Source organism: Pseudoalteromonas mucoides, from assembly GCF_049257175.1.
Taxonomy (GTDB): Bacteria; Pseudomonadota; Gammaproteobacteria; order Enterobacterales; family Alteromonadaceae; genus Pseudoalteromonas.
This window is the reverse complement of the sequence record NZ_JBMMUC010000023.1, coordinates 38222-64731: the sequence shown is the minus strand read 5'-3', so window position 1 is coordinate 64731 and position 26510 is coordinate 38222. Positions and strand designations below refer to the sequence as shown.

Here is a 26510-nt window from a genome sequence, read left to right as displayed (position 1 = left end):
CACCCGTCCGCCGCTCGTCAGCAAAGTAGCAAGCTACTTTCTGTTACCGCTCGACTTGCATGTGTTAGGCCTGCCGCCAGCGTTCAATCTGAGCCATGATCAAACTCTTCAATTAAAAGTTTTATGTTCCGAAGAACAGCTCAATGAATCCTGAATTTATTTAACATCTTTCGATATTGAATTGACTGTGCTGAATAATTACTAAAAGTAACTATTCTGTTGGTCACTCAGTTTCAATTGAGACTCTAAATTTTTTGCCTTACTTAGCGAACTAAGCCCGGCTGTTAGAACTCAATCTGTACGAGTGCCCACACAGATGATTGCTTTATATTGTTAAAGAACGTTGCGATTAAAGCGCTTTGCTTTATCTCGCTAGGGCTGCGCATGTTACGCTTTCCTATTTTTTTGTCAACACTTAATTTTAAGAAATTTTAATATTAAGTTTTGCTCGACTCACTTACCGTTTGTTCAGCGCTTTTCATTGCTGCCTGCCGGGTCAGTGGATGCGCATTATAGGGATATTCTTGAGGCCGTCAACGCTTTATTTCAGTTTTATTAAATTAATTTCTAATTTGTATGAATGGCATACAACAAGGGGGTTAAAACGCTATTTTAGCTGCTTTAACAAGCGGTTTTTCTACAGTATTAAAAAAGGCTGCAGCGCAGCCTATATTATTTTATTTTTTTACCGGTCTCTTCCAACCATCTAAATTACGCTGTTTACTACGCGCTAGTGCTAATTGGTCATCGGCTACTGTGCTGGTAATAACCGAACCTGCACCGATGGTGGCTGTTGCTCCAATATTTACTGGGGCAACTAATGATGAATTAGAACCAATAAATGAATTATCACCAATAATGGTTTTTGATTTATTCACACCATCATAGTTACAGGTAATAGTGCCTGCGCCTATATTTACTTTTTCGCCAATTTCAGCATCGCCAAGATAGGTTAAGTGATTTGCTTTAGAGCCTTTGCCTAGACGCGATTTTTTCATTTCGACAAAGTTACCAATATGCGAGTCTTCTTCCATAACGGCACCTGGTCGTAAACGGGCATATGGACCAAGGGTACATTTAGCAGCGACACTCGCATCTTCAACTAATGTATTGGCTTTAATAACTACGTTGTCGCCAATGGTACAATTTTTAAGTACACAATTAGGGCCGATTTCAACATTGTTACCTAAAGTTACTTTACCTTCAAAAATAACGTTCACGTCAATCAATACATCTTCACCAGTCGTGACTTCGCCGCGTACATCAATGCGAGCAGGGTCAGCAAGTGTCGCACCGTTTAACATTAACTCTTCAGCCTGCCATGCTTGATAAGCACGTTCAAGGCCAGCAAGTTGTACACGGTTGTTTGCACCTTCAACTTCCATTGGATGATCAGGTTGTGCTGAGCTAATTTCAACGCCTTCACTATGCGCCATAGCAACGATATCTGTTAGATAATACTCACCTTGGGCATTCTCGTTTGATAAGTTACCTAACCAGCTTTTTAAAAGCTTGCCATTCACAGCCATAATACCGGTGTTAACCTCGGTAATTAATAACTGCTCTGGTGTTGCATCTTTTTGCTCAACAATACCTACTAACTTACCATCAACGCGTAACATACGACCGTAACCATTCGGGTTAACAAGGTTTACCGTAAGTACGGCTAAGCCATTGCTAGGAGTTGCAGCAAGTAAACGTTCAAGCGTTGATTGCTTCGTAAGTGGTACATCGCCGTATAAAACTAAAACCGTATCTTCATCATTAATATGAGGGTTTGCTTGTGCTACGGCATGGCCAGTACCAAGCTGCTCAGCTTGAAGTACCCAGTTTACATTGTTGTCAGCAAGTTGTTGTTGTAATAATTCGCCGCCATGACCATAAACCAAGTTAGTTGATGTCGCACCAAGTGCATTAGCATTATCAATAACGTGCTGCACCATGGGCTTGCCTGCAACTTTGTGCAGTACCTTAGGAAGAGCTGAACGCATACGAGTACCTTTACCCGCAGCTAAAATAACCGTTGTCAGTGACATTAAAACAATTTCCTTCTTTCTTTGTTTTATTGAAATAAGTAAGCGAGCGTGAATTCAATAAGATTACGTAAGTCACATCATGCGCAAATACTCAACGACAACTTAGCAGTTGCCACTGAATCTTAGCTGAAATCAAACATTGCTTTCATATGCTTTATTGTAACGGGGATCAATGAAGGATATAAGTACAAAAAGCGATCTATTGCATAGATAGAAACATTATTTTTATTCAGGCACAAAAAAGCCCACATTAAGTGGGCTTTTAAAAACCAGATAGGCTTACTTTTTACGTAATTGCTGAATAACGCGTAGCTGAGCAATTGCTTCAGCTAGTTGCATTGCGGCTTGATTGTAATCAAGCTCAGCAGATGCACCTTTTGCCATTTGGGCTTCAGCGTCACGTTTAGCTTGCTCTGCAGCTTTCTCGTCCAGGTCTTCACCACGAACAGCTGTATCAGCAAGTACGGTCACTATGTTCGGTTGAACTTCTAGTGTACCGCCAGCAATATAGATGAGTTCTTCTTCACCAAATTGCTTAACTAAACGTACCATACCAGGTTTAAGGGCAGTTAGTAGTGGGGCGTGACCGGCATTAACACCTAACTCACCTTCACTACCAGATACTTGAATAGATTCTACTAAACCAGAAAATAATTTCTCTTCAGCACTTACTACATCAAGATGTACAGTCATAGCTGCCATACTACCCTCCTAATTACATGCTTTTGGCTTTTTCTTGAGCTTCTTCAATAGAGCCAACCATGTAGAACGCTTGCTCTGGCATATCATCAAACTCACCGTTTAAGATACCTTTGAAGCCTGCAATTGTGTCTTTAAGTGAAACGTATTTACCTGGCGCACCTGTAAATACCTCTGCCACGAAGAATGGCTGAGATAGGAAACGCTGGATTTTACGTGCACGAGATACAAGTTGCTTATCTTCGTCAGAAAGCTCGTCCATACCTAGAATCGCGATGATGTCTTTAAGTTCTTTGTAACGCTGAAGAACTGTTTGAACGCCGCGCGCTATACCGTAATGCTCTTCACCGATTACTTGTGGATCAAGCTGACGTGAAGATGAATCAAGAGGGTCTACCGCAGGGTAGATACCTAGTGATGCGATATCACGTGAAAGTACTACTGTTGCATCTAAGTGAGCAAACGTTGTTGCTGGAGATGGATCCGTTAAATCATCCGCAGGTACGTATACCGCTTGGATTGAAGTAATTGAACCAGTCTTAGTAGATGCGATACGCTCTTGAAGTACACCCATTTCTTCAGCAAGTGTAGGCTGGTAACCTACCGCTGATGGCATACGACCAAGAAGTGCTGATACTTCTGTACCCGCAAGTGTGTAACGGTAGATGTTATCTACGAAGAAAAGTACGTCGCGACCTTCGTCACGGAACTTCTCAGCCATAGTAAGACCTGTTAACGCTACGCGTAAACGGTTACCTGGAGGCTCGTTCATCTGACCGTATACAAGCGATACTTTATCAAGTACGTTTGAATCGTTCATCTCATGGTAGAAATCATTACCCTCACGTGTACGCTCACCAACACCTGCGAATACTGAGTAGCCGCTGTGCTCGATTGCGATGTTACGGATAAGTTCCATCATGTTTACGGTTTTACCAACACCGGCACCACCGAATAAACCAACTTTACCACCTTTAGCGAATGGACATACAAGATCGATTACCTTGATACCCGTTTCTAAAAGTTCAACTGAGCTTGATTGCTCTTCGTAAGTAGGTGCTGCACGGTGGATAGACATACGCTCGTCTTCACCGATTGGTCCTGCTTCATCAATTGGCTCACCAAGTACGTTCATGATACGACCTAGGGTCTTAGTACCAACTGGAACTTGAATTGCTTTGCCTGTGTTTTCTACTGAAGCACCACGACGTAAACCATCTGTAGTACCTAGTGCGATAGTACGTACCACACCGCCACCTAGCTGCTGTTGAACTTCTAAAGTCAAACCAGCTAAATCGCCATCTGTTACTTTTAGCGCGTCATATACGGCTGGCACGCTGTCTTGTGGAAATTCGATATCCACAACGGCGCCGATAATTTGGACGACCTTACCTAAACTCATGTCTATTCCTCTCGTTAATCTTTGCCTGAAGCATTAAACTGCTGCTGAACCAGAACAAATCTCACTAATTTCTTGTGTGATTGCTGCTTGGCGAGCTTTGTTATATACAAGCTGTAACTCATCCATAAGGTCACCGGCATTATCAGTTGCAGCTTTCATTGCAACCATGCGGGCAGCCTGTTCAGAGGCAGCGTTTTCAACTACACCTTGGTATACTTGAGACTCAATGAAGCGAACTAACAAAGACTCTAAAATAGCCTCTGGGTTTGGTTCATATAAGTAATCCCACGCATGTGTAGATACTTCTTCTTCAGCTTTTGGCAAAGGGAGTAACTGATCTACTATTGGCTCTTGCTTCATGGTATTAACAAAGTTGTTATATACCAGGAATAAACGGTCAATTTTACCTTCAGAGAATGCATCTAGCATTATTTTTACCGGACCAATTACGTCCTGCACTGAAGGTTTATCTCCAAGACCTGCTTTTTTAGCAAGCACTTGACCACCAAAACGCTGAAAGAAGCCAGCTGCTTTACTACCTAAAGTAGCAAAATCAGCATCTACGCCTTTCTCTTTCCACGCTTTAATGTCTAATGCAACTTTCTTAAACTCATTTGAGTTTAAGCCGCCACATAGACCACGGTCAGTAGAGATAACAATATAACCAACTCGTTTTACTTCACGCTCTTCTAAGAACGGGTGAGTAAAATCAAGATTTGCTTGAGCAACACGACCAATCACTTTACGTAATTTTTCAGCGTATGGACGGCTTGAAGCCACTCGTTCTTGCGCCTTTTTCATTTTAGACGCAGCAACCATTTCCATTGCGCTAGTGATCTTTTGAGTATTTTTAATACTGCCGATCTTGCTTTTAATCTCTTTTCCGCTGGCCATGACTCTCTCTCCGAATCAAGGTGTGCTTTAGCGGACTAAAGCGCACCATTAATAACTAAATTACCAAGTTTGCGTAGACTTACACTTCTCTAGAAGTTCTTTAAGCTGCGCTTCGATCTCGGCGTTGTAGTTACCTGTTTCATTGATTTGAGCCATAAGCTCTGCGTATGTGCTATTTGCGAAAGAAAGTAATGCCGCTTCGAAATCCATAATTTTTGAGATTTCGATGTCTTGCAAGTAACCTTTCTCAGCTGCGAATAACGACAAAGACATTTCAGCAACAGACATTGGCGCGTACTGTTTCTGCTTCATAAGCTCTGTTACACGCTCACCATGCTCAAGTTGAGCACGAGTAGCATCATCAAGGTCAGACGCGAACTGCGAGAACGCAGCTAATTCACGGTACTGAGCTAGGGCTAGACGGATACCGCCACCTAGTTTCTTAACGATTTTAGTTTGTGCAGCACCACCAACACGCGATACCGAGATACCAGCATTTACTGCCGGACGGATACCTGAGTTGAATAAGTCAGTTTCTAAGAAGATCTGACCATCGGTGATAGAGATAACGTTTGTCGGTACGAACGCAGAAACGTCGCCGCCTTGAGTTTCAATGATAGGCAATGCCGTCAATGAACCTGTTTTACCTTTCACTTCACCGTTAGTGAACTTTTCAACGTAATCAGTGTTTACACGTGATGCACGCTCTAAAAGACGCGAGTGAAGGTAGAATACGTCACCAGGGTATGCTTCACGACCTGGTGGACGCTTAAGTAGCAATGAGATTTGACGGTAAGCAACAGCTTGCTTAGATAAATCATCATATACAATTAATGCGTTTTCACCACGGTCACGGAAGTATTCACCCATAGTACAGCCCGAAAACGGTGCTAAGTACTGAAGTGCCGCAGATTCAGAAGCAGATGCTACAACTACAATAGTATTTGCTAGTGCACCGTGCTCTTCTAATTTACGTACTACATTAGCAATAGTAGATGCTTTTTGACCAACCGCTACGTACACACACTTAACGCCGGTGTCTTTTTGGTTGATGATTGCATCGATTGCTAGTGCAGTTTTACCTGTTTGGCGGTCACCGATAACAAGCTCACGCTGACCACGACCAACTGGGATCATAGCATCAATAGATTTGTAACCAGTTTGTACTGGCTCATCTACAGATTGACGCTCGATTACACCTGGTGCAATTTTTTCTACAGGTTCAAACCCGTCGTTATCTAAAGCGCCTTTACCATCGATAGGAGCACCTAGTGTGTTAACAACACGACCAAGTAGACCCGCACCAACAGGAACTTCTAAGATACGACCAGTTGTGTATACTTTTACGCCTTCTGTAAGGTCAGCGTAAGGACCCATTACTACTGCACCAATTGAGTCGCGCTCAAGGTTTAGTGCGATAGCATAACGGTTGCCAGGAAGCTCAATCATCTCACCTTGCATACAGTCAGCTAGACCGTGGATGCGGATGATACCGTCTGTAACAGATACGATAGTACCTTCGTTACGAGCTTCACTTACAACTTCGAACTTCTCAATACGTTGTTTGATCAGATCTGAAATTTCAGTGGAATTAAGTTGCATGCTCTTTTTCCCAATTACGATTGTAGTGTTGTGGCTAAGCGATTTAATTTACCGCGTAAAGAGCCGTCAATTACAGTATCACCCGCCTTAATTATAAGGCCGCCAACTACTGTAGCGTCTTCACTACAATTCAGCTTAACTTTGCGTGCGAAACGTTTTTCAAGTGCCGCTACCAATGATTCTTGCTGCTCTGCAGCTAGAGGTGTTGCCGAAATCACATCAATATCGATTTCTTTTTCATAGTCTGCTTTTAAAGCAGAAAATAAATGAGCAACTTCAGGTAGTGCGATCAAACGTCCATTTTCAGCCATCACCTTAACTAGGTTCTGACCTTGTTCGTTGAGCTGCTCACCACATAAGTTAATAAATAACTCAGCTTGTGCAGTAGCAGTAGGCAATCCAGCTAAAATGGTAGATGCCTGTTCATTGCTGGCAACGTGGCCAGCAAAGAACAACATGTCATTCCAGCTATCAATAGCGCCTTTTTCAACGGCAAGTTCAAAAGCCGCTTTAGCGTATGGGCGAGCGATAGTAGTCAATTCAGACATGCTCATACCCTCCTAATTACAGCTCAGCGACAAGTTTTTCAACGATGTCACTATGTGCGGCTTGATTGATTTCGCGCTCTAAAATTCGTTCTGCGCCAACCACTGCCAGAGTTGCTACTTGCTTACGTAGCTCTTCTGTCACACGGTTACGCTCTGATTCAATTTCAGAGTGCCCTTGAGCAATAATTTTTTCACGCTCTTGCTGACCACGAACAGTTTCTTCGTCAACAATTAGCACGGCACGCTTTTTAGCTTGTTCAATGATATCTGCCGCTTGAGCCTTTGCATCTTTAAGCTGTTCTGCAGCTTTATGTTGCGCTAGTTCTAAGTCTTTCTCGGCTCTATCAGAGGCAGCTAAACCATCTTCGATTTTCTTTTGGCGAGCTTCAATTGCACCGTTTAGTGGTGGCCATACGAACTTCATACAGAAAAGTACGAACACCGTAAATGCAATTAATTCACCGATAAGAGTGGCGTTTAAGTTCACAACCGCTCCTCCTTAAATAGTAAGCTGTTCAAAAAATAAAATTAAAGTACGAACAACAATACCATCGCGATACCAACACCAATCATTGCTACAGCATCGATTAGACCAGCTAGGATGAACATCTTAACTTGTAGTGAAGGAGCAAGTTCAGGTTGACGTGCACATGCTTCTAGGAATTTACCACCCATGTTACCGAAGCCGATTGCAGTGCCGATTGCACCAAAACCGATAAGTAAAGCTACAGCGATATACTTAAGACCGATCATTAGTTCCATTTTTTTCTCCAAAGTTTCAATTGTAAATTAAAGTTAAAAGTAAAATTGTAAATATAGTAATTAGTGATTATCCGAACTTGCCATGCTTAGGTATACGATTGTAAGCATCATGAATACGAATGCTTGCAATACAATTACCAAGATATGGAATACAGCCCACACAAAGTGCAACGGTAGTTGCATTAAACCTATAGCACCTATAAGGATGAAAATTAACTCACCTGCATATAAGTTACCGAACAAACGCAGAGCCAGTGAAAACGGCTTAGAAACCAATGCGATAAGCTCTAGTAATAGGTTGAATGGGATTAAAAGAATCTGCATAGCTGTATTGTTTGAACTAAACGGGTGAAGTGTTAGTTCTTTAATAAAACCGCCGATACCTTTGATTTTAATTGAATAACCGATCATCAATAAGAAAACACCTAGCGCTAACGCAGCTGTTAAGTTGATGTCAGTAGTAGGTACGATTTTCATGTATACGTCGTGTGAATCCATACCAAATGCAGTTTCGCCAACAACACCAGCAAATGCAGGTAGGAAATCAACTGGTATTAAATCCATTAAGTTCATTAAGAATATCCACACGAATATTGTTAATGCTAATGGTGCAATAAGCTTGCTCTTACCGTGGAAGGTATCGCGTACGTTGTCGCCAACGAACTCTACGATCATTTCAATAAAGCATTGAAATTTACCTGGTACACCCAGTGTTGATTTTTTAGCGGCACTACGGAAGATCCATAAAAATATAAGACCTAAACCGATTGACCATGCGAGGGTATCTACATGCCATGTCCAGAAACCACTGTCCGTACATGCTTTATTGAAGGCAAGACCAGCATCGGTCGAGCACATCTTAGCATTGGTTAAGTGGTGCTGAATATGGCTAGATAGAGTAACTTCTTCTGCAGCCATGTTATATCCCAAAAGTTAATGTTTAAAAAAAACGGGTGCGAACAATCCAGTTAATAACGCCAGTACATAGATACTAAAAAAAGGTAATAAAATTACCGAAAAATGCTTAAGTACTAGTGCAAACAATATGATTGTCAGCAAAAATTTTAGTGCGTTGCCTCGTTTTAGCGAGGAATACGCTTGATTTACCTTACTTGCACCCATATACCTGAATGCATAGATGGCAAATACACAGTGGGGAAGTACTGCTACAGCGCCTCCAGCTAATGCTGAGAGCCCGGCATTTACTCCCCAACCGATGAAAACTATTATGGCAGCAACCAATGCTACACTACCTTGCAAACAGATTAATTTAAATGCAGCCAATTGATAAGGCGCTGCTAACTTATTAGTCACGTTTAGTTAACCTTATTAGCGTTCTATTTGTCAGGGTATGAAAACTGGCGAAATTATACTGAATCCTACCAGTTTTGCAACTTGAGTCGGTGTATTGTGGTGCAAAAATGAGGCAATTGTCTCATTTTGGACATGATATTAATTAATGTTGGGAATAGTCTTGGTTTATACGGTTTAAAATCCCGTCTAATTCATCAAGGTTAGTGTAAGAAATAACCAAGTTACCCTTACCTTTTTTGTTGTAGTTAATTTCCACTTTTGCGCCTAAGTTATCTGCTAATTTCTGTTCTAACTGTTTGACATCTGGATCTTTTTCTACAATTTCTTTTTTAGGCGCAGGTTCTAAAATTGAACGGACTAATTTTTCAGTTTCGCGTACCGTTAATGCTTTAGCAACAGCCAATCGAGCAGTGTCTGATTGAGGTTCACCTTCTAGGGCTAATAAACAACGTGCATGACCCATTTCTATATCACCATGCTCTAACAATATTTTAACATCGTCATTTAAATTATTTAAACGCAGTAAATTGGTCACTGTTGTACGTGATTTACCTACAGCATCAGCCACTTGTTGATGAGTTAATTCAAATTCATTAAGTAAGCGGTTTAGTGCAATAGCTTCTTCCATGGCGTTTAAATCTTCGCGCTGAATATTCTCAATAAGTGCAATCGCAACCGCCGCTTCGTCAGGCACGTCTTTAATAATACACGGAACAACATCAAGCTTAGCAAGTTGCGCTGCACGCCACCTGCGCTCACCAGCGATAATTTCATAACTATTTTGTGCAATAGGGCGAACAACAATTGGTTGAATAATACCTTGCGATCGAATCGAGCTTGCTAATTCTTCCAGCGCTTCTTCTGACATATCTTTACGCGGCTGGTATTTACCCGAATGTAAAAACTCAATAGCTAACTTTTGTAATTCACTTTTTGGCTGCTCTAAGACAGCTGTATCCACCTCAGGTGCACTATTTTGGACACTTTGTGTTTGGCTTGGTGCTGGTTTTGATGAACTAAGTAAAGCATCGAGTCCTCGGCCTAAACCGCGTTTTTTAGCAGACATGTTATTTTTTTACCTCAAAGTTAGGCGACAATAGGAGATGTTTTTTCTTTTCTGCGTAACATTTCACCCGCAAGCGCTAAATAGGCTTTAGCACCACTTGATGCCCGGTCATAATACATGGCAGGTGCACCAAAACTTGGCGCTTCAGCTAAACGCACATTACGTGGGATCACTGTACGGTATACTTTATCACCAAAATGTTGTTTTAGCTGCTCTGATACGTCATTTGCTAAACGATTACGAGGATCGTACATAGTACGTAAAATCCCCTCAATTTGTAATTTAGGGTTTACCAGCTTTGCTAATTGGGTAATGGTGTCCATCAAGGCGGTTAAACCTTCAAGGGCATAATATTCACATTGCATTGGCACTAAAATAGAATCAGCTGCAGCCATCGCATTTACTGTTAGCATATTTAATGACGGTGGACAGTCTATGAAGATAAACTCGTATTGATCTGAGATTTTTTCAAGTGCATTTCGCAAACGGACTTCGCGAGCAAATAATTCCATTAATTTAACTTCGGCCGCAGTCACATCGCCATTTGCGGCGATTAAATGATATTCGCCAGATGTTTCTTTACAAACAACATCATCAATTGGCTTATCTTCAATTAATAAATCATAGATAGTGGCAACATCACTGTATTTATCGATACCACTCCCCATGGTTGCATTACCTTGAGGGTCTAAATCGATTAATAGCACTTTACGTTTTGTTGCAGCCATTGATGCTGCTAAATTTACAGCTGTGGTGGTTTTACCCACGCCGCCTTTTTGATTTGCTATTGCGATGACTTTTGCCACAGTGCTCTGATCCCTAGTCTTTAGAAAGAATAATTAAATGTCTTTGTGCATCTAACTCTGGAACTTCCAATGCTATTTTTTGCTCAAATTTAACGCCATCAGGTAATGATTCCAGCTCGTCACTAGGAAATACACCTTTTAATGCTATAAATTTACCCGAATGATCAATCAAGTGCGAACACCAGTCAACCATATCTTGTAATGAAGCAAATGCGCGGCTTAATACACCATCTAATTTAACACTTGGTTGATATTCTTCAACTCTAGACTGAACCGGGGTTACATTTTTAAGGCCTAACTCATGTTTCACCTGCATTAAAAATCGTACACGTTTACCTAAGCTATCTAATAATACAAACTGAGTATCAGGTAACGCGATTGCTAATACAATGCCAGGTAAGCCTGGCCCCGTTCCAACATCAATATAATGATGACCGGGTAGGTGAGGTGCAACAACTAAGCTATCCATGATGTGTTTTATCATCATTTCTTCAGGCATTCGCACTGAGGTTAAGTTATATGCTTTGTTCCATTTGTTAAGTAGCTCAACATATTGAACGAGTTGTTGCTGTTGTTTTTCAGTTAGCGCAATATCAGTTTGCGCTAACAAAGAGGTCAATTGTTGCTGTAACACAGTATTCCTTAATCATTACGCGATTTTACGTAACAAGCCTTGCTTCTTTAGATACACTAATAATAACGAAATAGCAGCAGGGGTGATACCAGAAATACGCGATGCTTGGCCAATGGTATCCGGACGCGCAGCTGTTAACTTAGCAACAACTTCATTTGATAACCCTGAAACAGTCGAATAATCATAATCTTTTGGCAATACAGTTTCTTCATGACGAAGTTGTTTGTTGATCTCATCTTGCTGGCGAGCAATGTAGCCGGCATACTTAGTGTGGATCTCAACTTGCTCAAGTGCTGATGCATTATCAAATTCAGATCCTAGACCATCAATTGCCATAAGATCGTTATAACGAATTTCAGGACGACGCAAAAGATCTTCTAAGCTCGCTTCACGTATTAATGGTGTCTTAAGTAAACTGTTTACTTGATCAATAACAGCGTGATCTTTGTGGATCCAGGTTTCTTTAATTCGTTGTGATTCTTTTGCGATCACATCCATTTTTTCGTTAAATGATTGCCAACGCTCATCATTAACCAAACCTAATTCACGACCTTTTGCAGTCAAACGAATATCAGCATTATCTTCACGTAGTAATAAACGGTATTCAGCACGACTAGTAAACATACGGTATGGTTCTTTAGTACCGAGTGTTGTTAAGTCATCAATAAGTACACCTACATAGGCTTCATCACGACGTGGTGTCCAAGGTTCTTTACCTTGAACTTGTAATGCCGCATTCATACCTGCGATTAACCCTTGTGCACCGGCTTCTTCATAACCAGTGGTACCATTGATTTGGCCAGCAAAGAATAAACCATCAATAAACTTAGTTTCGAGTGATTTTTTTAAATCACGAGGATCAAAAAAGTCATATTCAATAGCATAGCCCGGACGACAAATATGAGCATCTTCAAAACCCGCTATTGATTGCACAATCTCTAGTTGTACATCAAAAGGTAAGCTGGTTGAAATGCCGTTAGGATAAAGCTCGTAAGAAGTAAGTCCTTCAGGCTCGACAAATATTTGGTGCTTGTCTTTATCAGCAAAACGAACAATTTTATCTTCAATAGAAGGGCAGTAACGCGGACCAATGCCTTCAATCACACCTGAATACATAGGTGAGCGATGTAAGTTATTGCGGATCACGTCATGCGTTTTTTCATTGGTATAGGTGATATAGCATGGGATCTGTTGTGGATGATCTGATTGCTTTCCTAAAAATGAAAATACAGGTGTAGGCGCATCCCCAGGTTGCTCTTGCATCTTACTAAAATCGACGGTACGGGCATCAATACGTGGTGGAGTACCTGTTTTTAAGCGATCTACTCGAAATGGTAGCTCACGTAGGCGATCTGCTAATGCGATTGAAGGTGGATCACCCGCTCTGCCGCCTTTAAAATTCTCAAGACCAATATGAATCTGTCCACCAAGGAAAGTACCCACGGTCAATACAACAGATGGTGCGCTAAAGCGTAATCCCATTTGGGTCACTACGCCTTTAACTTGATTATTTTCTACAATGAGATCATCACACGATTGCTGAAAGATCTTTAAGTTATCTTGGTTTTGTAGGATGTCTTGGATAGCCGCTTTATAAAGAGCACGATCAGCTTGTGCGCGAGTTGCACGAACAGCAGGGCCTTTAGATGAATTTAATGTACGAAATTGGATCCCGCCTTTATCAATAGCTTGCGCCATCGCACCACCTAGTGCATCAATTTCTTTTACCAGGTGACCTTTGCCAATACCACCAATAGCTGGGTTACATGACATTTGACCAAGGGTATCCATGTTGTGAGTTAGCAGCAGGGTATTCATTCCCATTCGCGCAGCAGCAAGCGCAGCTTCTGTACCTGCATGTCCACCACCAACAACTATAACATCAAAACTTTCGTGAAAAATCATTTCAGGATCCTACTTAAATCAACCAGCAAACTACCAAGGGGAACGTATTCTACCTATAAATTGACAGAAGATAAATGATTAAACTCTCGCCAAGATCTAAGTAAGTGATCTCTAATAATATAAAGGATCTTTTAAAGAGATCTTTTATTTCTATTACTACTAGTGATCGCCATTTCTGTTGATAAGGTTTAGTTTATAATTGAAAACATGAAGTTAGATCCGATCTAAAGGTGTTTATATGATCGGATCAAGATAGATATAAGCTCTGATCAAAAAGGCTATTTATACACAGGGGGTTTATCTTCGGATCTTATCCAATGGATAACACCCCTTTAAAACGCAATTAGATCATAGCTTATCCACAATCCGATCTAAATTATAGATAAATTGTGTATAACTTTAGCTGGTGGACTTGTATTAGATCACTGTGTTTTAAGATTGTTTATTTCGATCCACTCAGGTAACCAAGTTAAAGCTGTGTCTTCTGGTAGTTCTTCATCCAAAATATTCAGTTCTAACCTTGGCGCTGTACACTCAGCTCCTTTACTTATAAGTAGTTGTTCTAGATTACGACCTGCTAGGTTGTAGGTATCGTAACTGGTATCACCGAGGCCTATTACACTGAACTTTAATCCTTTTAGATCATCAACTTGGTTAATATCATCAATGAAGGGTAATAGGTTTTCAGGGTAGTCACCCGCACCGTATGTTGAGGTGCATAATAACCAAATAGTATTTGCTTGATCTATTTGAGAAAAGTCAGGTTGATCATGTACTTCAGTGGTGATCCCTTGCGAGATTAACTGCTCGGCCAGTTGTTCACCTACATATTCTGCAGATCCCATTTGACTACCGATGATAATGTTTACTGAATACATGTTTTAGTTGATCGCTTTCCTGCTAGATTTGATGGTTATGATAAACAAGTTTACTGCGCAGTAAAGTAGATAATCGATCTTTGTATAAGTTTTTATGGTTTAAAACTATACAACAAAATATGAATTTTATTAAGGTATTGATTTTAAATGATAAAATAATATATTCCTAATTGTAATCTTATGATCAAGCTGTTGATAAATAGTAAGAAAGCTCTGTTCTTTAATTATGTTATTGCCAGTTATATGGCCTAAGCTTTTGATCTTTAATTTCGTCGTTAATCTTAATTACGATTTTTTAAGTGCTTTGACGCTCTATATTTGATTGTGGATAGAAAGCTTGTTGATAACGATCATTTTGTTAGGTTATGGATTTTAATAAAACTGAAAATTTATTAGTAATCGACTTAAATTTACAAATTAAGTGCATTTTTGTGGTTTTATTAAACAAATTAGAGGGGCGTAGCTAAAATTAATTAGTTATTTATTCCTCGTTCAGCTAAATATGGCTCGATCAGCAGCAATTGTGGATAACAAATTTTACAGATCGAGATCTAAAGCAGTTTTAATTGGTTGTTTTTGGTTTTTTGAGTGTAAGTTTTTTCTAGTTTTCAGGTAACAGCTTCGCATGTATTAGTAAAAATTGTGCTAATCCATGTTGATTTAAAAATACGGACACGAACTTTGTTCACCATTTTCTTTGCACGAGCTAGTGCAATCTTATCCTGTAATACTTTTCCACCAGCTTATCAGTTGTTAAAAACGATACCCTCATTTGTTCATTTTACCTTTCTTGTGAGTTTAAAAATTGATTTGGAAGTATAGAGAAAATCACAAAACGGAAATCTCGAGGCTAAAATGCCGAGTAGCTTAGTTTTAAAATCATACAAACAGTGCGTATCCGAGCATATTGTCGTAACAAAAAAGCTAACTAATCTAAAGCAACAAAGCTGAGCCGTGTGATTTCTGTTGAAATACAGCGCGAACTACTGTGGTTTATATTTGTGTTGTTTATAGTGGGGTGGTCGTGTGACCCATAATGCTGCGAATGCAGCTCCTCAGGAACGTGTTGCGGGCAGTGGATACGCCCTTTTTCTTGGTGCTCATTTCGAGCTAGTTCATAAATAAAATTATCACAGTGATCAGAGATTGCAACACCTTTTTGACACGCTCAAATCTCCATCCCTCTTCTGGCCCTGCAATTTTTCAGGACGGATTGTGTGTCGAGGCATCATGAGCCGTGGCCTCGACGGGCGACTCTGCGAGTCGTCCCTACCTCTTTCGAGTAGGGACGACTCACTTTAAATCCCCAAGTCTTTTAATGATTACTTTAAAATTATTGCCATCTCGGTCATCAATTAATTCAATATCAGGATAAGCTTTAATTGCGCGCTTTATTCCACTGCCAAGCCCTCGATAAGGTAAAATTTTAGGCGCAAAAGACGCTAAAATTGGATTTCTTACATTTGAGTTACCCATTTTGATATTTTCTATCGTTAGATTATTAGGCAAGTGACCGGGACTCACAATTTCAATTCGATCAGCAAACACTAAAACTTTAATCGATCCGGATACAAAGTAATCGCGATGAATAAGTGCATTGGCAATAAGCTCTTCAAGCACGATTCTCGGAATTTCTGGCTCACCTACAGAGTTGATGCCTTTTTCATTCTGCACATGTCGAATGTTAGCCAACACAAACCCTAGAACTTTTTGGAACACATCCGACAGTTTTCCGTTAATGTCCTGACTGTCGATATACTGCTCGTCTTCGATATCAACACCCGGAAAGGCTACCGCTTTTACAATAAAAACGGGTAAGCGTATTTGGGGTCGTGACGCAAACAACAAAGTACCGCAGATGTTAAGCTGTCCACTCTTTGCCAAATTCATGTTTTCAAGCAGTTGAACGCGTGGGACGTCTTGATCTTCAACCCGTTCGCCGTATTCCCTTTCGAAAAATGTTTCAAAAAACTCATGGTCTATGTCTGCAACTGAACTTCCTCCAACAGGGATCTCATCAGCATGTATCAGTGCAGCTTCTTGAAACATTCTTTGGAGTTCTTCGCGTGCGCTAACTTTGGATTTGTTAGCGCTATTTTTTACCCAAACATGTAAGTTGCCATCCATATAAGGTTTGCTAATGCCTTCAGGAACATCAACAATCATCACCATACCACTGGGTAAAGCAATGTTTTCCGTGGTTACAGAAACCGGTGGTTTTACATCCTTTGCTGCATTAGAAACCAACTGATTGATTCGGCCCATATCCTCAATAGTTAGTCCTTGAATGCCCCCCTCATCAGTAACCCCGATAAGCAATAAACCACCTTTCGAATTACTGAATGCGGCCAACTCCTGCACCAGGCTTTCAGCTCGGGTAATATTTTGTTTAAACTGATGCCTTGAGTCTTCACCGTTGGCAATAATGGCTAAGAGTTCTTCGGTTTCCATGCTTCATATACCTGCTTACGTTTCTCGAAGGCTTCGGCACCACCTTCCATAATACTAACAATGCGTTGCTGAACTTCAGCACAGTCAATGCTGCCGTTAACTAACGCGATATGGTCATCTTGATACTCACAGGCAATCACTTGTTCAGCATCACCCAGTACCGGAATATTTGCGTTGTGTGTCGCGAAAATAAACTGGGTAGAAGGCTTAAGCTGGCGAATCAGCTTGATGACATCGTCATAGATGGTTTGGTTATCCAAATCATCTTCCGGCTGATCGATGATCACTACGTCGTTTTCTTGCTGACTCAACACAAACAGCATCAACGCCGATGCCCGTTGCCCCAACGAGTGGTGTGCCAGTGCTTTACCGTGATACTCGATGGTAAACACATTCGGCACTTGCCAGGTTAACAAGGCTTCTAGGTTGTCTTCAAAATACTGCCAGAAGGTATCAAAAGAGCCGCTAAGCGTGCTTTTCAGCTTTTCAACGTCGCGATAGGCCGATGCAAAGTCATTGTATTCATCCACCACACTTTGCAACGTTGCTTCACGAATACGGCTCCCTCGATATAAATCTTGGATGTGCTTAAGCATGGCAGCCTTATTCGCCTTAAATTGTGGCACAATTTTAAGGGGGGAATCAGCTCGATTGATCTTGCTCAGCACCTGCTCAATAGTGCGGTACTCCTCCAGCCATAGATCATTAAGCTGCGCTAATTCACGCTCTAGGGATTGATTCAAATCCGCATACTGCTGCTCGCTTTTGGCGAGTACGGCTAACATTTGCTCTGCTTGGTCTAACAAGCTTTTAAGCTGCTTAAATTCTTGCGGACTTATTGCTTGTGCACCGGCTTGCTTAAGCTCTGTGGCCAACTTACGTTCAATCTCAGCAAACTCTTCCTTCAGCGCTTGTTTTTGTTGCACAAAGCCAGAAAGTTTCTGCTGTAACAGAGCAACCGTACTGTGACCATTTAGCACTGTTTGTTTGATGCCATCAAAGCCTGCAATCAACTGCTGATAGGTAGTAAAAAAGTCATTAAAAAATGCTTGGTTCTGAGCAGATTTATACAGCGCCTGATTTTTTAGCTCATCTTCAAAGTTGGCCAAAAAACTATTGAGCTCTGAAAGATAATGTTTGGCACTTTGAATGACTTGTAGTGCTTTGCGTTCGTCGCGCTCAAAGTCAATTTGCTTTTGTAGCTTAGTTTCAACACCGTGTTGCTGATAGAACCTTAGCTTAAATTCAGCATCTTGCTTTTTCTGTAACCATTCTTGCTTTTGCGTTGCTGCTCGGGTAAGGCGCTTAATCTGATTAATCGCATCCACCACCCGCTGACGACCTTGCTCAATATTTTGTCGAATGGGTACCAACGCTTCGCCAAGCAGTTTTTCAATCAAGTCTTTTTCAAAGCCAGCGCCAGTGCTGGAAAGGTCTTTCTGGCCAAAGTAAATTGGCTGGTGCAATACCGTTTCACGCACCGACACGCCCGGTTGTAACTGACCATTCACATATACATCGGGGCGCTCACCCAATATACGACGGATTTGATAAGGCTGGCCTCGGCGGTCAATGGCGTCAATGGTAATTTTGCCGCCACTACGTAGTAAATGTTTTACCAGTCCTTCTTTGTATTCCACATCTGATGATTTATCGCCAAACGGAATATTCAGTGCGTAGCGTACCCCCTCAAGCACAGATGATTTACCACTACCACGGATACCAATCAGGGTATTGAGCTCAGGCGAAAGGCAAATTTCTGTACCACCTAAAGTACCAGCCCCTTCGAAGTGGATTTTTTGAATATACGAATGCTCATATCTGGGTAACTCTGCACTGACTCTGGAGGCTTTGTCACGCAGCGCAAACTTAACCGCTTCAAAGCTAAATGAGCCTAGCTTTAGGTAACTAGCTTCTTTTCGAGCCGTCATATCCGCGAGATTCTTAGCGTCGCAACCTTCCACTTCAGCCGGATATAAATTACTTAACGACTGCTGGATTTTTACTCGCTCATCGCGGGTACGAACTTTTTGAAATGCCAATGCTCTGCGTCTTACTGCCGCATTATCAAATAAATCTTTTATTCGCCCTGGTGCGAGTTCTTTCCATAACCCTTTTGGCGCTTCAACATGTGCAAATGTGAGAAAATAATCTTTGTGAAACTTATCCAGTTCACGAACTGTTTCTACAATATCGTGGTTCGATCGCGCATTTTCATCTTCAAAGTTCGAAATACCAGCAAAAGTCAGGCTGAGAAATGTCTGAATATGGTTGGTTTGTTCTTTGTTATTAAACCACTCATCTGAAAATATCACTAAAGTATGCACACCGGCCTGGCCATCTTTAATGGATAGCTCAACGCCAGGCAATAAACCAATGCCTGATTTTTTGGCTTTTTTGCGCAGCGTCTTAAATTCATTTAGATCAAACTTGTTGTGGTTAGTAATCACACCAAGACCAATACCTGCATTAGCTAGTGCCGCGACATACTGGTTTGCATAGTCGTTCTCTTCACCATTATAAGTAAACTCTTTATCAGCGCGTGTATGAAGGTGGAAGTCTGCTTTTAACCATTTGCTGCCATACGAAAAAATAGAGTTACTCATTTATAATCTACCTCATTTAAGGGGGTATTTATTTTTACCATAATATTTTTTGTGCAAGCATAGTTTTCTTCTTTATATAATTTGACACTGTGTAATGTATGCAGTGAGGCGCAATTTAAATGTCTACGCTCCTAAATTATGAATTTTTAACTTTTACTTGCTCAAAAAGTTCGTGAATTTCACAGTCAAATAAAAGGCAAAGCTTATCTATAGCTATAAGATCTACCTTTTGAGCCGTTTCACGATAAAGTAAGGTAATTGTATTTCTGCTTAGACCAGTTTCTCTGGCAACATCAGCTATTCGCATTTTTCGCTCACCCATGAGTTTTGCGAGATGGCACTTAATCACCGTTAGCCCCTAACAACTTTTTAATTGTGGAAAGAATAGCAGTATAAAGCTAAGAAGCAATTTTTTAAGTTCAAATGACAAAATTATATCTCAATGTGTAACCACTCCTTTCAAATCCTGTAAAGCCATAAATCGGAACCCGGCAAGCGGGGCCCCTTTCTTCGCAACCCTTCGGGCGATTTCTAGCTTGACTGGCGTAGTGAAGGTTATCCAAGAGGTATGCGGTGCTCTGAGTGGCAAGTACTCGATGTTTTCACATATTCTGGATACAACTGGCTTTTCAAATAAAAACGGGCAAGAGGGAAAGTAAATAAGCCTATATTTATCTGTTTCCCCTAATCTAATCTTCTTTATTAAAATAGACTTGGTAGGGTGCTCATGGCTCTTTTACTGTCGAACTAAATAACTTCTTCCTCTTTGGTGGACCAATAGTGGCCCACAACAAAGAGGTCGATGGGCCATTCGAGAGCCATATTATGAAACTAAAGAAAGACTTAAAAGCTATTAAATTTATCAATAAATTAGGTGTTGGTTTACCTTGTTATTTACCGATACAGAATGAGCTAAATATTTTGCCGAGCAGGTCATCTGAGGTAAATTCGCCAGTAATTTCATTGAGGTAATGCTGTGTTAAACGCAGTTCTTCAGCCAGGATTTCACCAGCAATATGCATCTCTAATTGGTCTTTACCTGTATGCAAATGGTGTGCAGCACTTTCTAGCGCATCTAAATGACGACGGCGTGCCATAAAACCGCCTTCTGTTGCGCCATCAAACCCAATACATGCCTTTAAGTGAGTACGAACTAACTCTATACCATCAGCATTTTTAGCACTGAGACTTATCACGGGATATTGCTGATCTTCACTCATACCTACTTCATCACCCGATAAATCAGCTTTATTTCGGATCACAGTTACCCCCATACCGTCTGGAAGCTTAGCCATAAACTCCGGCCAAATTGCATGTGGGTCGGTGTCTGTGGTGTCTGTACCATCGAGCATAAATAACACCCGATCAGCTTGGTTAATTTCATCCCATGCGCGCTCAATACCTATTTGCTCTACTCGGTCTGGGCTTTCACGCAGGCCTGCTGTATCTATAATATGCAGCGGCATACCATCAATGTGGATATGTTCACGCAGTACGTCACGCGTTGTTCCTGCAATCTCAGTTACAATGGCGGCTTCTCTACCTGCTAAGGCATTAAGTAAGCTTGATTTACCTGCATTAGGGCGCCCAGCAATAACTACACGCATACCTTCGCGCATAATACTGCCTTGCTTAGCCTGATTGGTGACATTGTAAAGCTGCTCTATTATGGCATTTAAATCACCTGAGACTTTACCGTCTGATAGAAAGTCGATTTCTTCATCGGGAAAATCAATCGCTGCTTCAACATACATACGTAAGTGAATTACTTTTTCTACTAGGGTGTCAATATGCTTTGAGAACTCACCTTGAAGCGATTGCAAGGCGCTTTTAGCTGCTTGCTCACTGGTTGCATTTATTAAGTCTGCAATGGCCTCTGCTTGGGTTAAATCCATTTTATCGTTCATAAAGGCGCGCTCTGAAAACTCACCCGGCTTGGCAAGTCTTACGCCGTCTATTTGGCTTATTTCCTTTAATAGCATGTCCAGTACAACTGGGCCGCCGTGACCTTGTAACTCAAGTACATCTTCGCCGGTAAATGAATTAGGACCAGCAAAGAAAATAGCAATGCCTTGATCAAGTTGTTTGCCTGCAAGGTTTTTAAACGGCACATAGTCGGCGTAGCGAACTTTAGGGCAACGACCAATAATTTGCTCTGCAACACTCTTTGCTAAGCTACCTGAAACGCGAATAATACCTACACCACCACGCCCTGGCGCGGTTGCTTGTGCTGCAATTGTATCTTGATTGATCATGCTAATAATTTGCCAACTAAATGAATAACGATATGTGCGTATTGTAACCTATGGATTTATTTGTAGCGAATAGCTATGGTGAAAAACAGGCAATAAAAAAGGCGACCTAAGTCGCCTTTGTATAAGTAATGGCTAAGTTAGCCCCTTACTTTTATTCCTTGTTTTTCCATCCCGCGGTAAATATAGAGCATTTGCGCGATTGAAATAAGGTTAGATACTAACCAGTAAAGTACTAGGCCTGACGGGAACCATAAGAAGAACACAGAGAAGATAACCGGCATAAAGGTCATCATCTTTTGTTGCATCGGATCAGTTACTGTCATTGGTTGTAGCTTTTGAGTAATGAACATACTAGCACCAAATAAAACGGGTAATACGTAGTATGGGTCCATTGCTGATAAGTCAGTTAACCAAAGGTAAAACTCTGCATGACGAAGTTCTGTTGATTCTAAAAATACGTAGAACAAGGCTAAGAAAATAGGCATTTGTAGCAAAATTGGGAAGCAGCCACCCATAGGGTTTACCTTCTCTTTGCGGTACATTTCCATGGTTGCTTGGCCGAATTTTTGACGGTCATCACCATACTTTTCTTTCAATGCAGCCATTTTAGGTTGCAGCGCACGCATCTTCGCCATTGAGGTGTATTGCGCTTTAGTTAATGGGTACATTAATGACTTAACAATAATAGTAATGGCAATAATCGCCAGACCCCAGTTACCTAAAATTCCGTACAACCATTTTAGTAATACAAATAATGGCTGTGAGATAAACCATAACCAACCGTAATCAACTGTTAAATCTAGGTTAGGGTGAATCGCTTCTAACTTATCAGACTCTTTCGGGCCCATGTAGTAAGTAGCACCAATGGTAGATTGTTGGTTAGCTTGTATATTTACTGGCTCACCTTTAGCACCTATGATTGCGGCATTGCCTGACGCAATTAAACTGTACAGTGTATTTTGTTGTTCTTGTACAGGTACCCAAGCACTTACAAAGTAATGCTGAATAAAGGCAACATAGCCACCTTGCGTATTAATGCTAAGGTTTTTATCAGCCATGTCTGAAAAGCTGTATTTGTCGTATTTTTCTTCGCTTGAGCCATAAGCAGCACCAAGGTAGTTTTGGTCAACTAAGCTACCTTTTTCTTGAACAGTACGCTTAATTTGCGTGTAAAGCTGTACTTGAATTGGCTCAGCAGTGGTGTTGTTTACCTTGTATTCTAAAGCAACATCGTATTGGCCTTTTTTGAATACATAGGTTTTAGTAAACGTAACACCTTTACTATCAGTAAACGTTAAAGGAACACGAAGCTCATCACCATTCATTGTATAGCTTTTTTGTTCTGTACTATAAACAGGGCGGCCATTTGCTGATGCATCAGGACCATTTAAGCCAATTAAACCACTTTGTGAGAAGTATTGATTGCCATCAAACTCACCTAAAAGCATAAATGGTGTTTCTTCACCTTTTACTTCTTCATATTGGAGCAAGTCTGATTCAACAATATCACCACCGCGGGTATCAATTTTTACTGTGAATACGTCTGTTGTAACTTCGATTACTGAACGTTTTGCACTGGTTGCTGCAGTTGGTAAGTCACCATCTGTAGATGAAGGTACATAATCATCAGAATCAGGTGAGTTAGATTGTAGTGTTTGTGTGTTGGCACTAGGATCGGCTTTTGGTGCGTTGTAATCGTTATTCCATTCTTGGAACAGTAAAAACGATACAAGCATCAAACCGATGAATAAAAACGTGCGTTGCGATTCCATAACAGCTCTTATTTCTCGTGTTGGTGGTTAATATGGGTTGTTTTTTCAGGTACGGGGTCGTCTCCGCCTGAATGTAAAGGGTGACATTTTAATATGCGTTTGAGCGCTAACCAACTGCCTTTTACTGATCCGTGCAAATTAATTGCTTGAATAGCATAACTTGAGCAAGTGGGATTAAAACGACAATGCGGGCCTAACAGTGGGCTAATCCACTTTTGATAACCGCGAATTAAAAACACTAAACAGAACTTTGGAAAAGCAACAAGTGGTTTAAGTAACCTCATGATGTTCTATCCTCTGTGTAGATTTAGTGGGTTGATACCATGAATTTAAACACCCGAAACGGAATTTTAAATGCATGATTAAAAGGTGAGCTAAAGATACCTTAATTAACCCTATAATTCTATTGCTATTGGCTTTGTTTATTGGATTTAGCCGATTTGTTAGGGCGTTTTTTAAATGGTGGAGGCTTAGGTGCGCCAGGTTTGCAGCGTTCATTAATTTTGCGCCACAACTTCGTTAATTGTTTAGTGAGCTCTTCGTTTGATTGTTCATCAATACCACTTTTAACCATTAACACAATATCGATATTATCAATCGTGTGCTGATTTAAACGAAAACTTTCGCGAGCAAGACGTTTAATACGGTTACGTTGGCAGGCTTTTTTAACTCGTTTTTTAGCAACAGTAAGTCCTAAGCGAGGTTTTGCTTGGTCATTGGGTTTTGCTAATAAGGTAAAGAAAGGAGTTGCAGCCCGAGCGGGTTCACTAAATATGCGAGAGTAATGCGAGGGAGTTAACAGACGTAACTCCCTGCCAAAGTTAAAGTCTTCCACTTATATATTAAGCAGAAAGAACTTTACGGCCTTTAGCGCGGCGACGAGCTAATACTTTACGGCCATTTACAGTTGCCATGCGAGCACGGAAACCGTGAGCACGTTTGCGTTTTAAAACGCTAGGTTGAAAAGTTCTTTTCATAACAATTCCATCCGATCGGTTAAAGGTTAAAACATCCTATGCAGGTCGCGATCCTGGCACAGGTGCCATTGCGAGCGCGAGATATTATAGAGGAAGGTAACAAATGTCAATCATAATTACGCCGCAAACACTTTAATTATAAAGGATCCTATTGTGGGATCTTATAGGATCATCATTAATATAGAGTTTTCCACAGCCTCTGTATAAAAAGTGCATAAAAGCTTGGGGTAAGTAAATTAGATCATACATTTTAATCGCGATCTAGTGTCTTTTTTGTTATGATCACTCATTAGCATTAAAAATATTATTTGTTTAAAATCAGCTTGTTACTGTTTTTTGTGGCCGAGATCATGTTTTTCAAAAAAATCAATCTTGTACTTGTGGATAAAGTGCCTTCATAATACTCGGTCTTGGGTTAATAAATTGCCTAAATAATAGTAATTAAAGTATGATTTTTGGTCACCTTGATATGACCGGGAATAAAAACTAAATCTTTGGGAGTTTAACTGTGTATCTGTCGGTTTGGCAAAGTTGTTTATATGTATTGCAAGATGAACTGCCTTCGCAGCAGTTCAGTATGTGGGTAAGACCACTACAAGCAGAAAGTACCGAAGATACCCTGACTATTTATGCGCCTAACCGTTTTGTGCTTGATTGGGTAAGAGAGAAGTACCTAAATCGCATTAATGAATTGCTTGTTGAGATCTGTAAAGATGAAGCGCCAGAGTTGCGTTTTGACGTTGGCAGTAAGCCGATTCTTAATACACAAATGGCTCCGCCTGTAGTAGAAAGCACAACCCCCGTAAATCAACCTGCTGCTAAACAAGCGCCTAAAGCGGTTAAGCAAGCTGTTGAACCTGCACCTAAGTCTGGATATAAATCAAATATCAAAGAAAACTATACCTTTGATAGTTTTGTTGAGGGTAAATCTAACCAGTTAGCGAAAGCGGCGGCAACACAAGTTGCAGATAACCCTGGTGCTGCCTTTAACCCTGTATTTATATATGGCGGAACCGGCTTAGGTAAAACGCACTTATTACATGCCGTAGGTAATGGCATCATGGCGAATAAGCCAGATGCTAAAATCGTGTATATGCATTCAGAGCGTTTTGTACAAGATATGGTAAAAGCGCTGCAAAATAACGCCATTGAAGAATTTAAGCGTTATTATCGTAGTGTTGATGCATTAATGATTGATGACATTCAATTTTTTGCTAACAAAGAGCGTTCTCAAGAAGAATTCTTCCATACTTTCAATGCGTTACTTGAAGGTAACCAACAAATTATTTTAACCTCTGACCGTTATCCAAAAGAGATTGAAGGGGTTGAAGACCGCCTTAAATCACGCTTTGGTTGGGGTTTAACCATTGCTATTGAGCCGCCAGAGCTTGAAACGCGTGTTGCTATTTTGATGAAAAAAGCGCAGCAGAGTAAAATTAACTTACCTCATGAAGTCGCGTTTTTCATTGCAAAAAAACTGCGTTCAAATGTACGTGAGTTAGAAGGTGCACTTAACCGTGTAATTGCCAACGCTAATTTTACCGGCCGCCCAATTTCAATCGACTTTGTTAAAGAGGCACTGCGTGACTTACTTGCCTTGCAAGATAAGCTGGTCACTATTGATAATATTCAGCGCACTGTTGCTGAGTATTATCGTATTCGTGTATCAGATTTACTTTCAAAACGCCGTAGCCGCTCTATAGCAAGGCCGCGCCAAGTTGCTATGGCATTATCAAAAGAACTCACTAATCACAGTTTACCCGAGATTGGTGACGCTTTTGGTGGACGCGATCACACCACTGTATTGCACGCGTGCCGCAAAGTTAAATCGCTACGTGATGAAAGTCACGAAGTTAAAGAAGATTATCAAAACCTAATAAGAACATTGTCATCTTAAGGCTGA

At 40.8% G+C, this 26510-nt stretch carries 24 protein-coding genes and 1 rRNA gene; 1 reads left to right on the top strand and 24 read right to left on the bottom strand.

Annotation, left to right across the window (positions count from 1 at the left end; all coding sequences use genetic code 11):
* The 24 genes from AAEU30_RS20115 to rpmH all read right to left on the bottom strand — a co-directional run.
* A 16S ribosomal RNA gene (locus tag AAEU30_RS20115) occupies window positions 1-115 on the bottom strand; the annotation flags it as partial.
* A 562-nt stretch (window positions 116-677) separates the two neighbouring features.
* Entirely contained in the window at window positions 678-2036 is a 1359-nt protein-coding gene (glmU, locus tag AAEU30_RS20110) for a bifunctional UDP-N-acetylglucosamine diphosphorylase/glucosamine-1-phosphate N-acetyltransferase GlmU (protein ID WP_421962087.1), read from the bottom strand.
* 279 nt (window positions 2037-2315) lie between these two features.
* Window positions 2316-2738: a F0F1 ATP synthase subunit epsilon gene (locus AAEU30_RS20105; RefSeq protein ID WP_008112140.1), complete on the bottom strand. Its 423-nt coding sequence runs from the start codon at window positions 2736-2738 to the stop codon at window positions 2316-2318.
* Window positions 2739-2751: 13 nt separating this feature from the next.
* Window positions 2752-4137 carry a F0F1 ATP synthase subunit beta gene (gene atpD, locus AAEU30_RS20100; protein WP_087533921.1) on the bottom strand — a complete coding sequence of 462 codons (1386 nt, stop codon included), beginning with the start codon at window positions 4135-4137 and terminating at the stop codon, window positions 2752-2754.
* 33 nt (window positions 4138-4170) lie between these two features.
* On the bottom strand, window positions 4171-5031 hold the full coding sequence (atpG, locus tag AAEU30_RS20095; protein ID WP_008112136.1) for a F0F1 ATP synthase subunit gamma: 861 nt from the start codon (window positions 5029-5031) through the stop codon (window positions 4171-4173).
* 60 nt (window positions 5032-5091) lie between these two features.
* Window positions 5092-6633 carry a F0F1 ATP synthase subunit alpha gene (gene atpA, locus AAEU30_RS20090; RefSeq protein WP_008112134.1) on the bottom strand — a complete coding sequence of 514 codons (1542 nt, stop codon included), beginning with the start codon at window positions 6631-6633 and terminating at the stop codon, window positions 5092-5094.
* Between the two features lie 14 nt (window positions 6634-6647).
* A complete protein-coding gene (gene atpH / locus AAEU30_RS20085) occupies window positions 6648-7181 on the bottom strand; it encodes a F0F1 ATP synthase subunit delta (RefSeq protein WP_421962086.1) in 534 nt (177 codons plus the stop codon).
* Between the two features lie 16 nt (window positions 7182-7197).
* Window positions 7198-7668, bottom strand: a complete 471-nt coding sequence (gene atpF / locus AAEU30_RS20080; RefSeq protein ID WP_087533919.1) for a F0F1 ATP synthase subunit B — start codon at window positions 7666-7668, stop codon at window positions 7198-7200.
* A 41-nt stretch (window positions 7669-7709) separates the two neighbouring features.
* Window positions 7710-7943: a F0F1 ATP synthase subunit C gene (gene atpE, locus AAEU30_RS20075; RefSeq protein ID WP_010561330.1), complete on the bottom strand. Its 234-nt coding sequence runs from the start codon at window positions 7941-7943 to the stop codon at window positions 7710-7712.
* Between the two features lie 60 nt (window positions 7944-8003).
* Window positions 8004-8861: a F0F1 ATP synthase subunit A gene (gene atpB / locus AAEU30_RS20070; RefSeq protein ID WP_087533918.1), complete on the bottom strand. Its 858-nt coding sequence runs from the start codon at window positions 8859-8861 to the stop codon at window positions 8004-8006.
* Between the two features lie 15 nt (window positions 8862-8876).
* On the bottom strand, window positions 8877-9257 hold the full coding sequence (locus tag AAEU30_RS20065) for an ATP synthase subunit I (RefSeq protein ID WP_421962085.1): 381 nt from the start codon (window positions 9255-9257) through the stop codon (window positions 8877-8879).
* A 142-nt stretch (window positions 9258-9399) separates the two neighbouring features.
* Window positions 9400-10323 (bottom strand): ParB/RepB/Spo0J family partition protein, encoded by a 924-nt coding sequence (locus tag AAEU30_RS20060; RefSeq protein ID WP_421962084.1) that lies wholly within the window; start codon window positions 10321-10323, stop codon window positions 9400-9402.
* A gap of 20 nt (window positions 10324-10343) precedes the next feature.
* On the bottom strand, window positions 10344-11129 hold the full coding sequence (locus tag AAEU30_RS20055) for a ParA family protein (RefSeq protein WP_087533915.1): 786 nt from the start codon (window positions 11127-11129) through the stop codon (window positions 10344-10346).
* Window positions 11130-11142: 13 nt separating this feature from the next.
* Window positions 11143-11763 carry a 16S rRNA (guanine(527)-N(7))-methyltransferase RsmG gene (gene rsmG, locus AAEU30_RS20050; protein ID WP_421962083.1) on the bottom strand — a complete coding sequence of 207 codons (621 nt, stop codon included), beginning with the start codon at window positions 11761-11763 and terminating at the stop codon, window positions 11143-11145.
* A 15-nt stretch (window positions 11764-11778) separates the two neighbouring features.
* A complete protein-coding gene (gene mnmG / locus AAEU30_RS20045) occupies window positions 11779-13668 on the bottom strand; it encodes a tRNA uridine-5-carboxymethylaminomethyl(34) synthesis enzyme MnmG (RefSeq protein WP_421962082.1) in 1890 nt (629 codons plus the stop codon).
* A 422-nt stretch (window positions 13669-14090) separates the two neighbouring features.
* Window positions 14091-14546 carry a flavodoxin domain-containing protein gene (locus tag AAEU30_RS20040; RefSeq protein ID WP_421962081.1) on the bottom strand — a complete coding sequence of 152 codons (456 nt, stop codon included), beginning with the start codon at window positions 14544-14546 and terminating at the stop codon, window positions 14091-14093.
* A 1293-nt stretch (window positions 14547-15839) separates the two neighbouring features.
* On the bottom strand, window positions 15840-16997 hold the full coding sequence (locus AAEU30_RS20035) for an RNA/DNA-binding domain-containing protein (RefSeq protein WP_421962080.1): 1158 nt from the start codon (window positions 16995-16997) through the stop codon (window positions 15840-15842).
* Window positions 16976-19603: a TrlF family AAA-like ATPase gene (locus tag AAEU30_RS20030; protein ID WP_421962079.1), complete on the bottom strand. Its 2628-nt coding sequence runs from the start codon at window positions 19601-19603 to the stop codon at window positions 16976-16978. Before AAEU30_RS20030 ends, AAEU30_RS20035 begins: the two co-directional genes overlap by 22 nt.
* A gap of 136 nt (window positions 19604-19739) precedes the next feature.
* Window positions 19740-19952: a helix-turn-helix domain-containing protein gene (locus tag AAEU30_RS20025; protein ID WP_421962078.1), complete on the bottom strand. Its 213-nt coding sequence runs from the start codon at window positions 19950-19952 to the stop codon at window positions 19740-19742.
* A gap of 541 nt (window positions 19953-20493) precedes the next feature.
* Complete coding sequence (gene mnmE, locus AAEU30_RS20020) at window positions 20494-21858, bottom strand: tRNA uridine-5-carboxymethylaminomethyl(34) synthesis GTPase MnmE (RefSeq protein WP_421962077.1); 1365 nt, start codon at window positions 21856-21858, stop codon at window positions 20494-20496.
* Between the two features lie 137 nt (window positions 21859-21995).
* A complete protein-coding gene (gene yidC / locus AAEU30_RS20015; protein ID WP_421962076.1) occupies window positions 21996-23630 on the bottom strand; it encodes a membrane protein insertase YidC in 1635 nt (544 codons plus the stop codon).
* Between the two features lie 8 nt (window positions 23631-23638).
* Entirely contained in the window at window positions 23639-23914 is a 276-nt protein-coding gene (gene yidD, locus AAEU30_RS20010; protein WP_087533906.1) for a membrane protein insertion efficiency factor YidD, read from the bottom strand.
* A 125-nt stretch (window positions 23915-24039) separates the two neighbouring features.
* Entirely contained in the window at window positions 24040-24465 is a 426-nt protein-coding gene (rnpA, locus tag AAEU30_RS20005; protein WP_421962075.1) for a ribonuclease P protein component, read from the bottom strand.
* A gap of 7 nt (window positions 24466-24472) precedes the next feature.
* Window positions 24473-24607 (bottom strand): 50S ribosomal protein L34, encoded by a 135-nt coding sequence (gene rpmH / locus AAEU30_RS20000; RefSeq protein ID WP_004335215.1) that lies wholly within the window; start codon window positions 24605-24607, stop codon window positions 24473-24475.
* A gap of 508 nt (window positions 24608-25115) precedes the next feature.
* Here rpmH and dnaA point away from each other — a divergent pair.
* Window positions 25116-26504: a chromosomal replication initiator protein DnaA gene (gene dnaA / locus AAEU30_RS19995; RefSeq protein WP_421962074.1), complete on the top strand. Its 1389-nt coding sequence runs from the start codon at window positions 25116-25118 to the stop codon at window positions 26502-26504.
* Window positions 26505-26510: the final 6 nt, after the last annotated feature.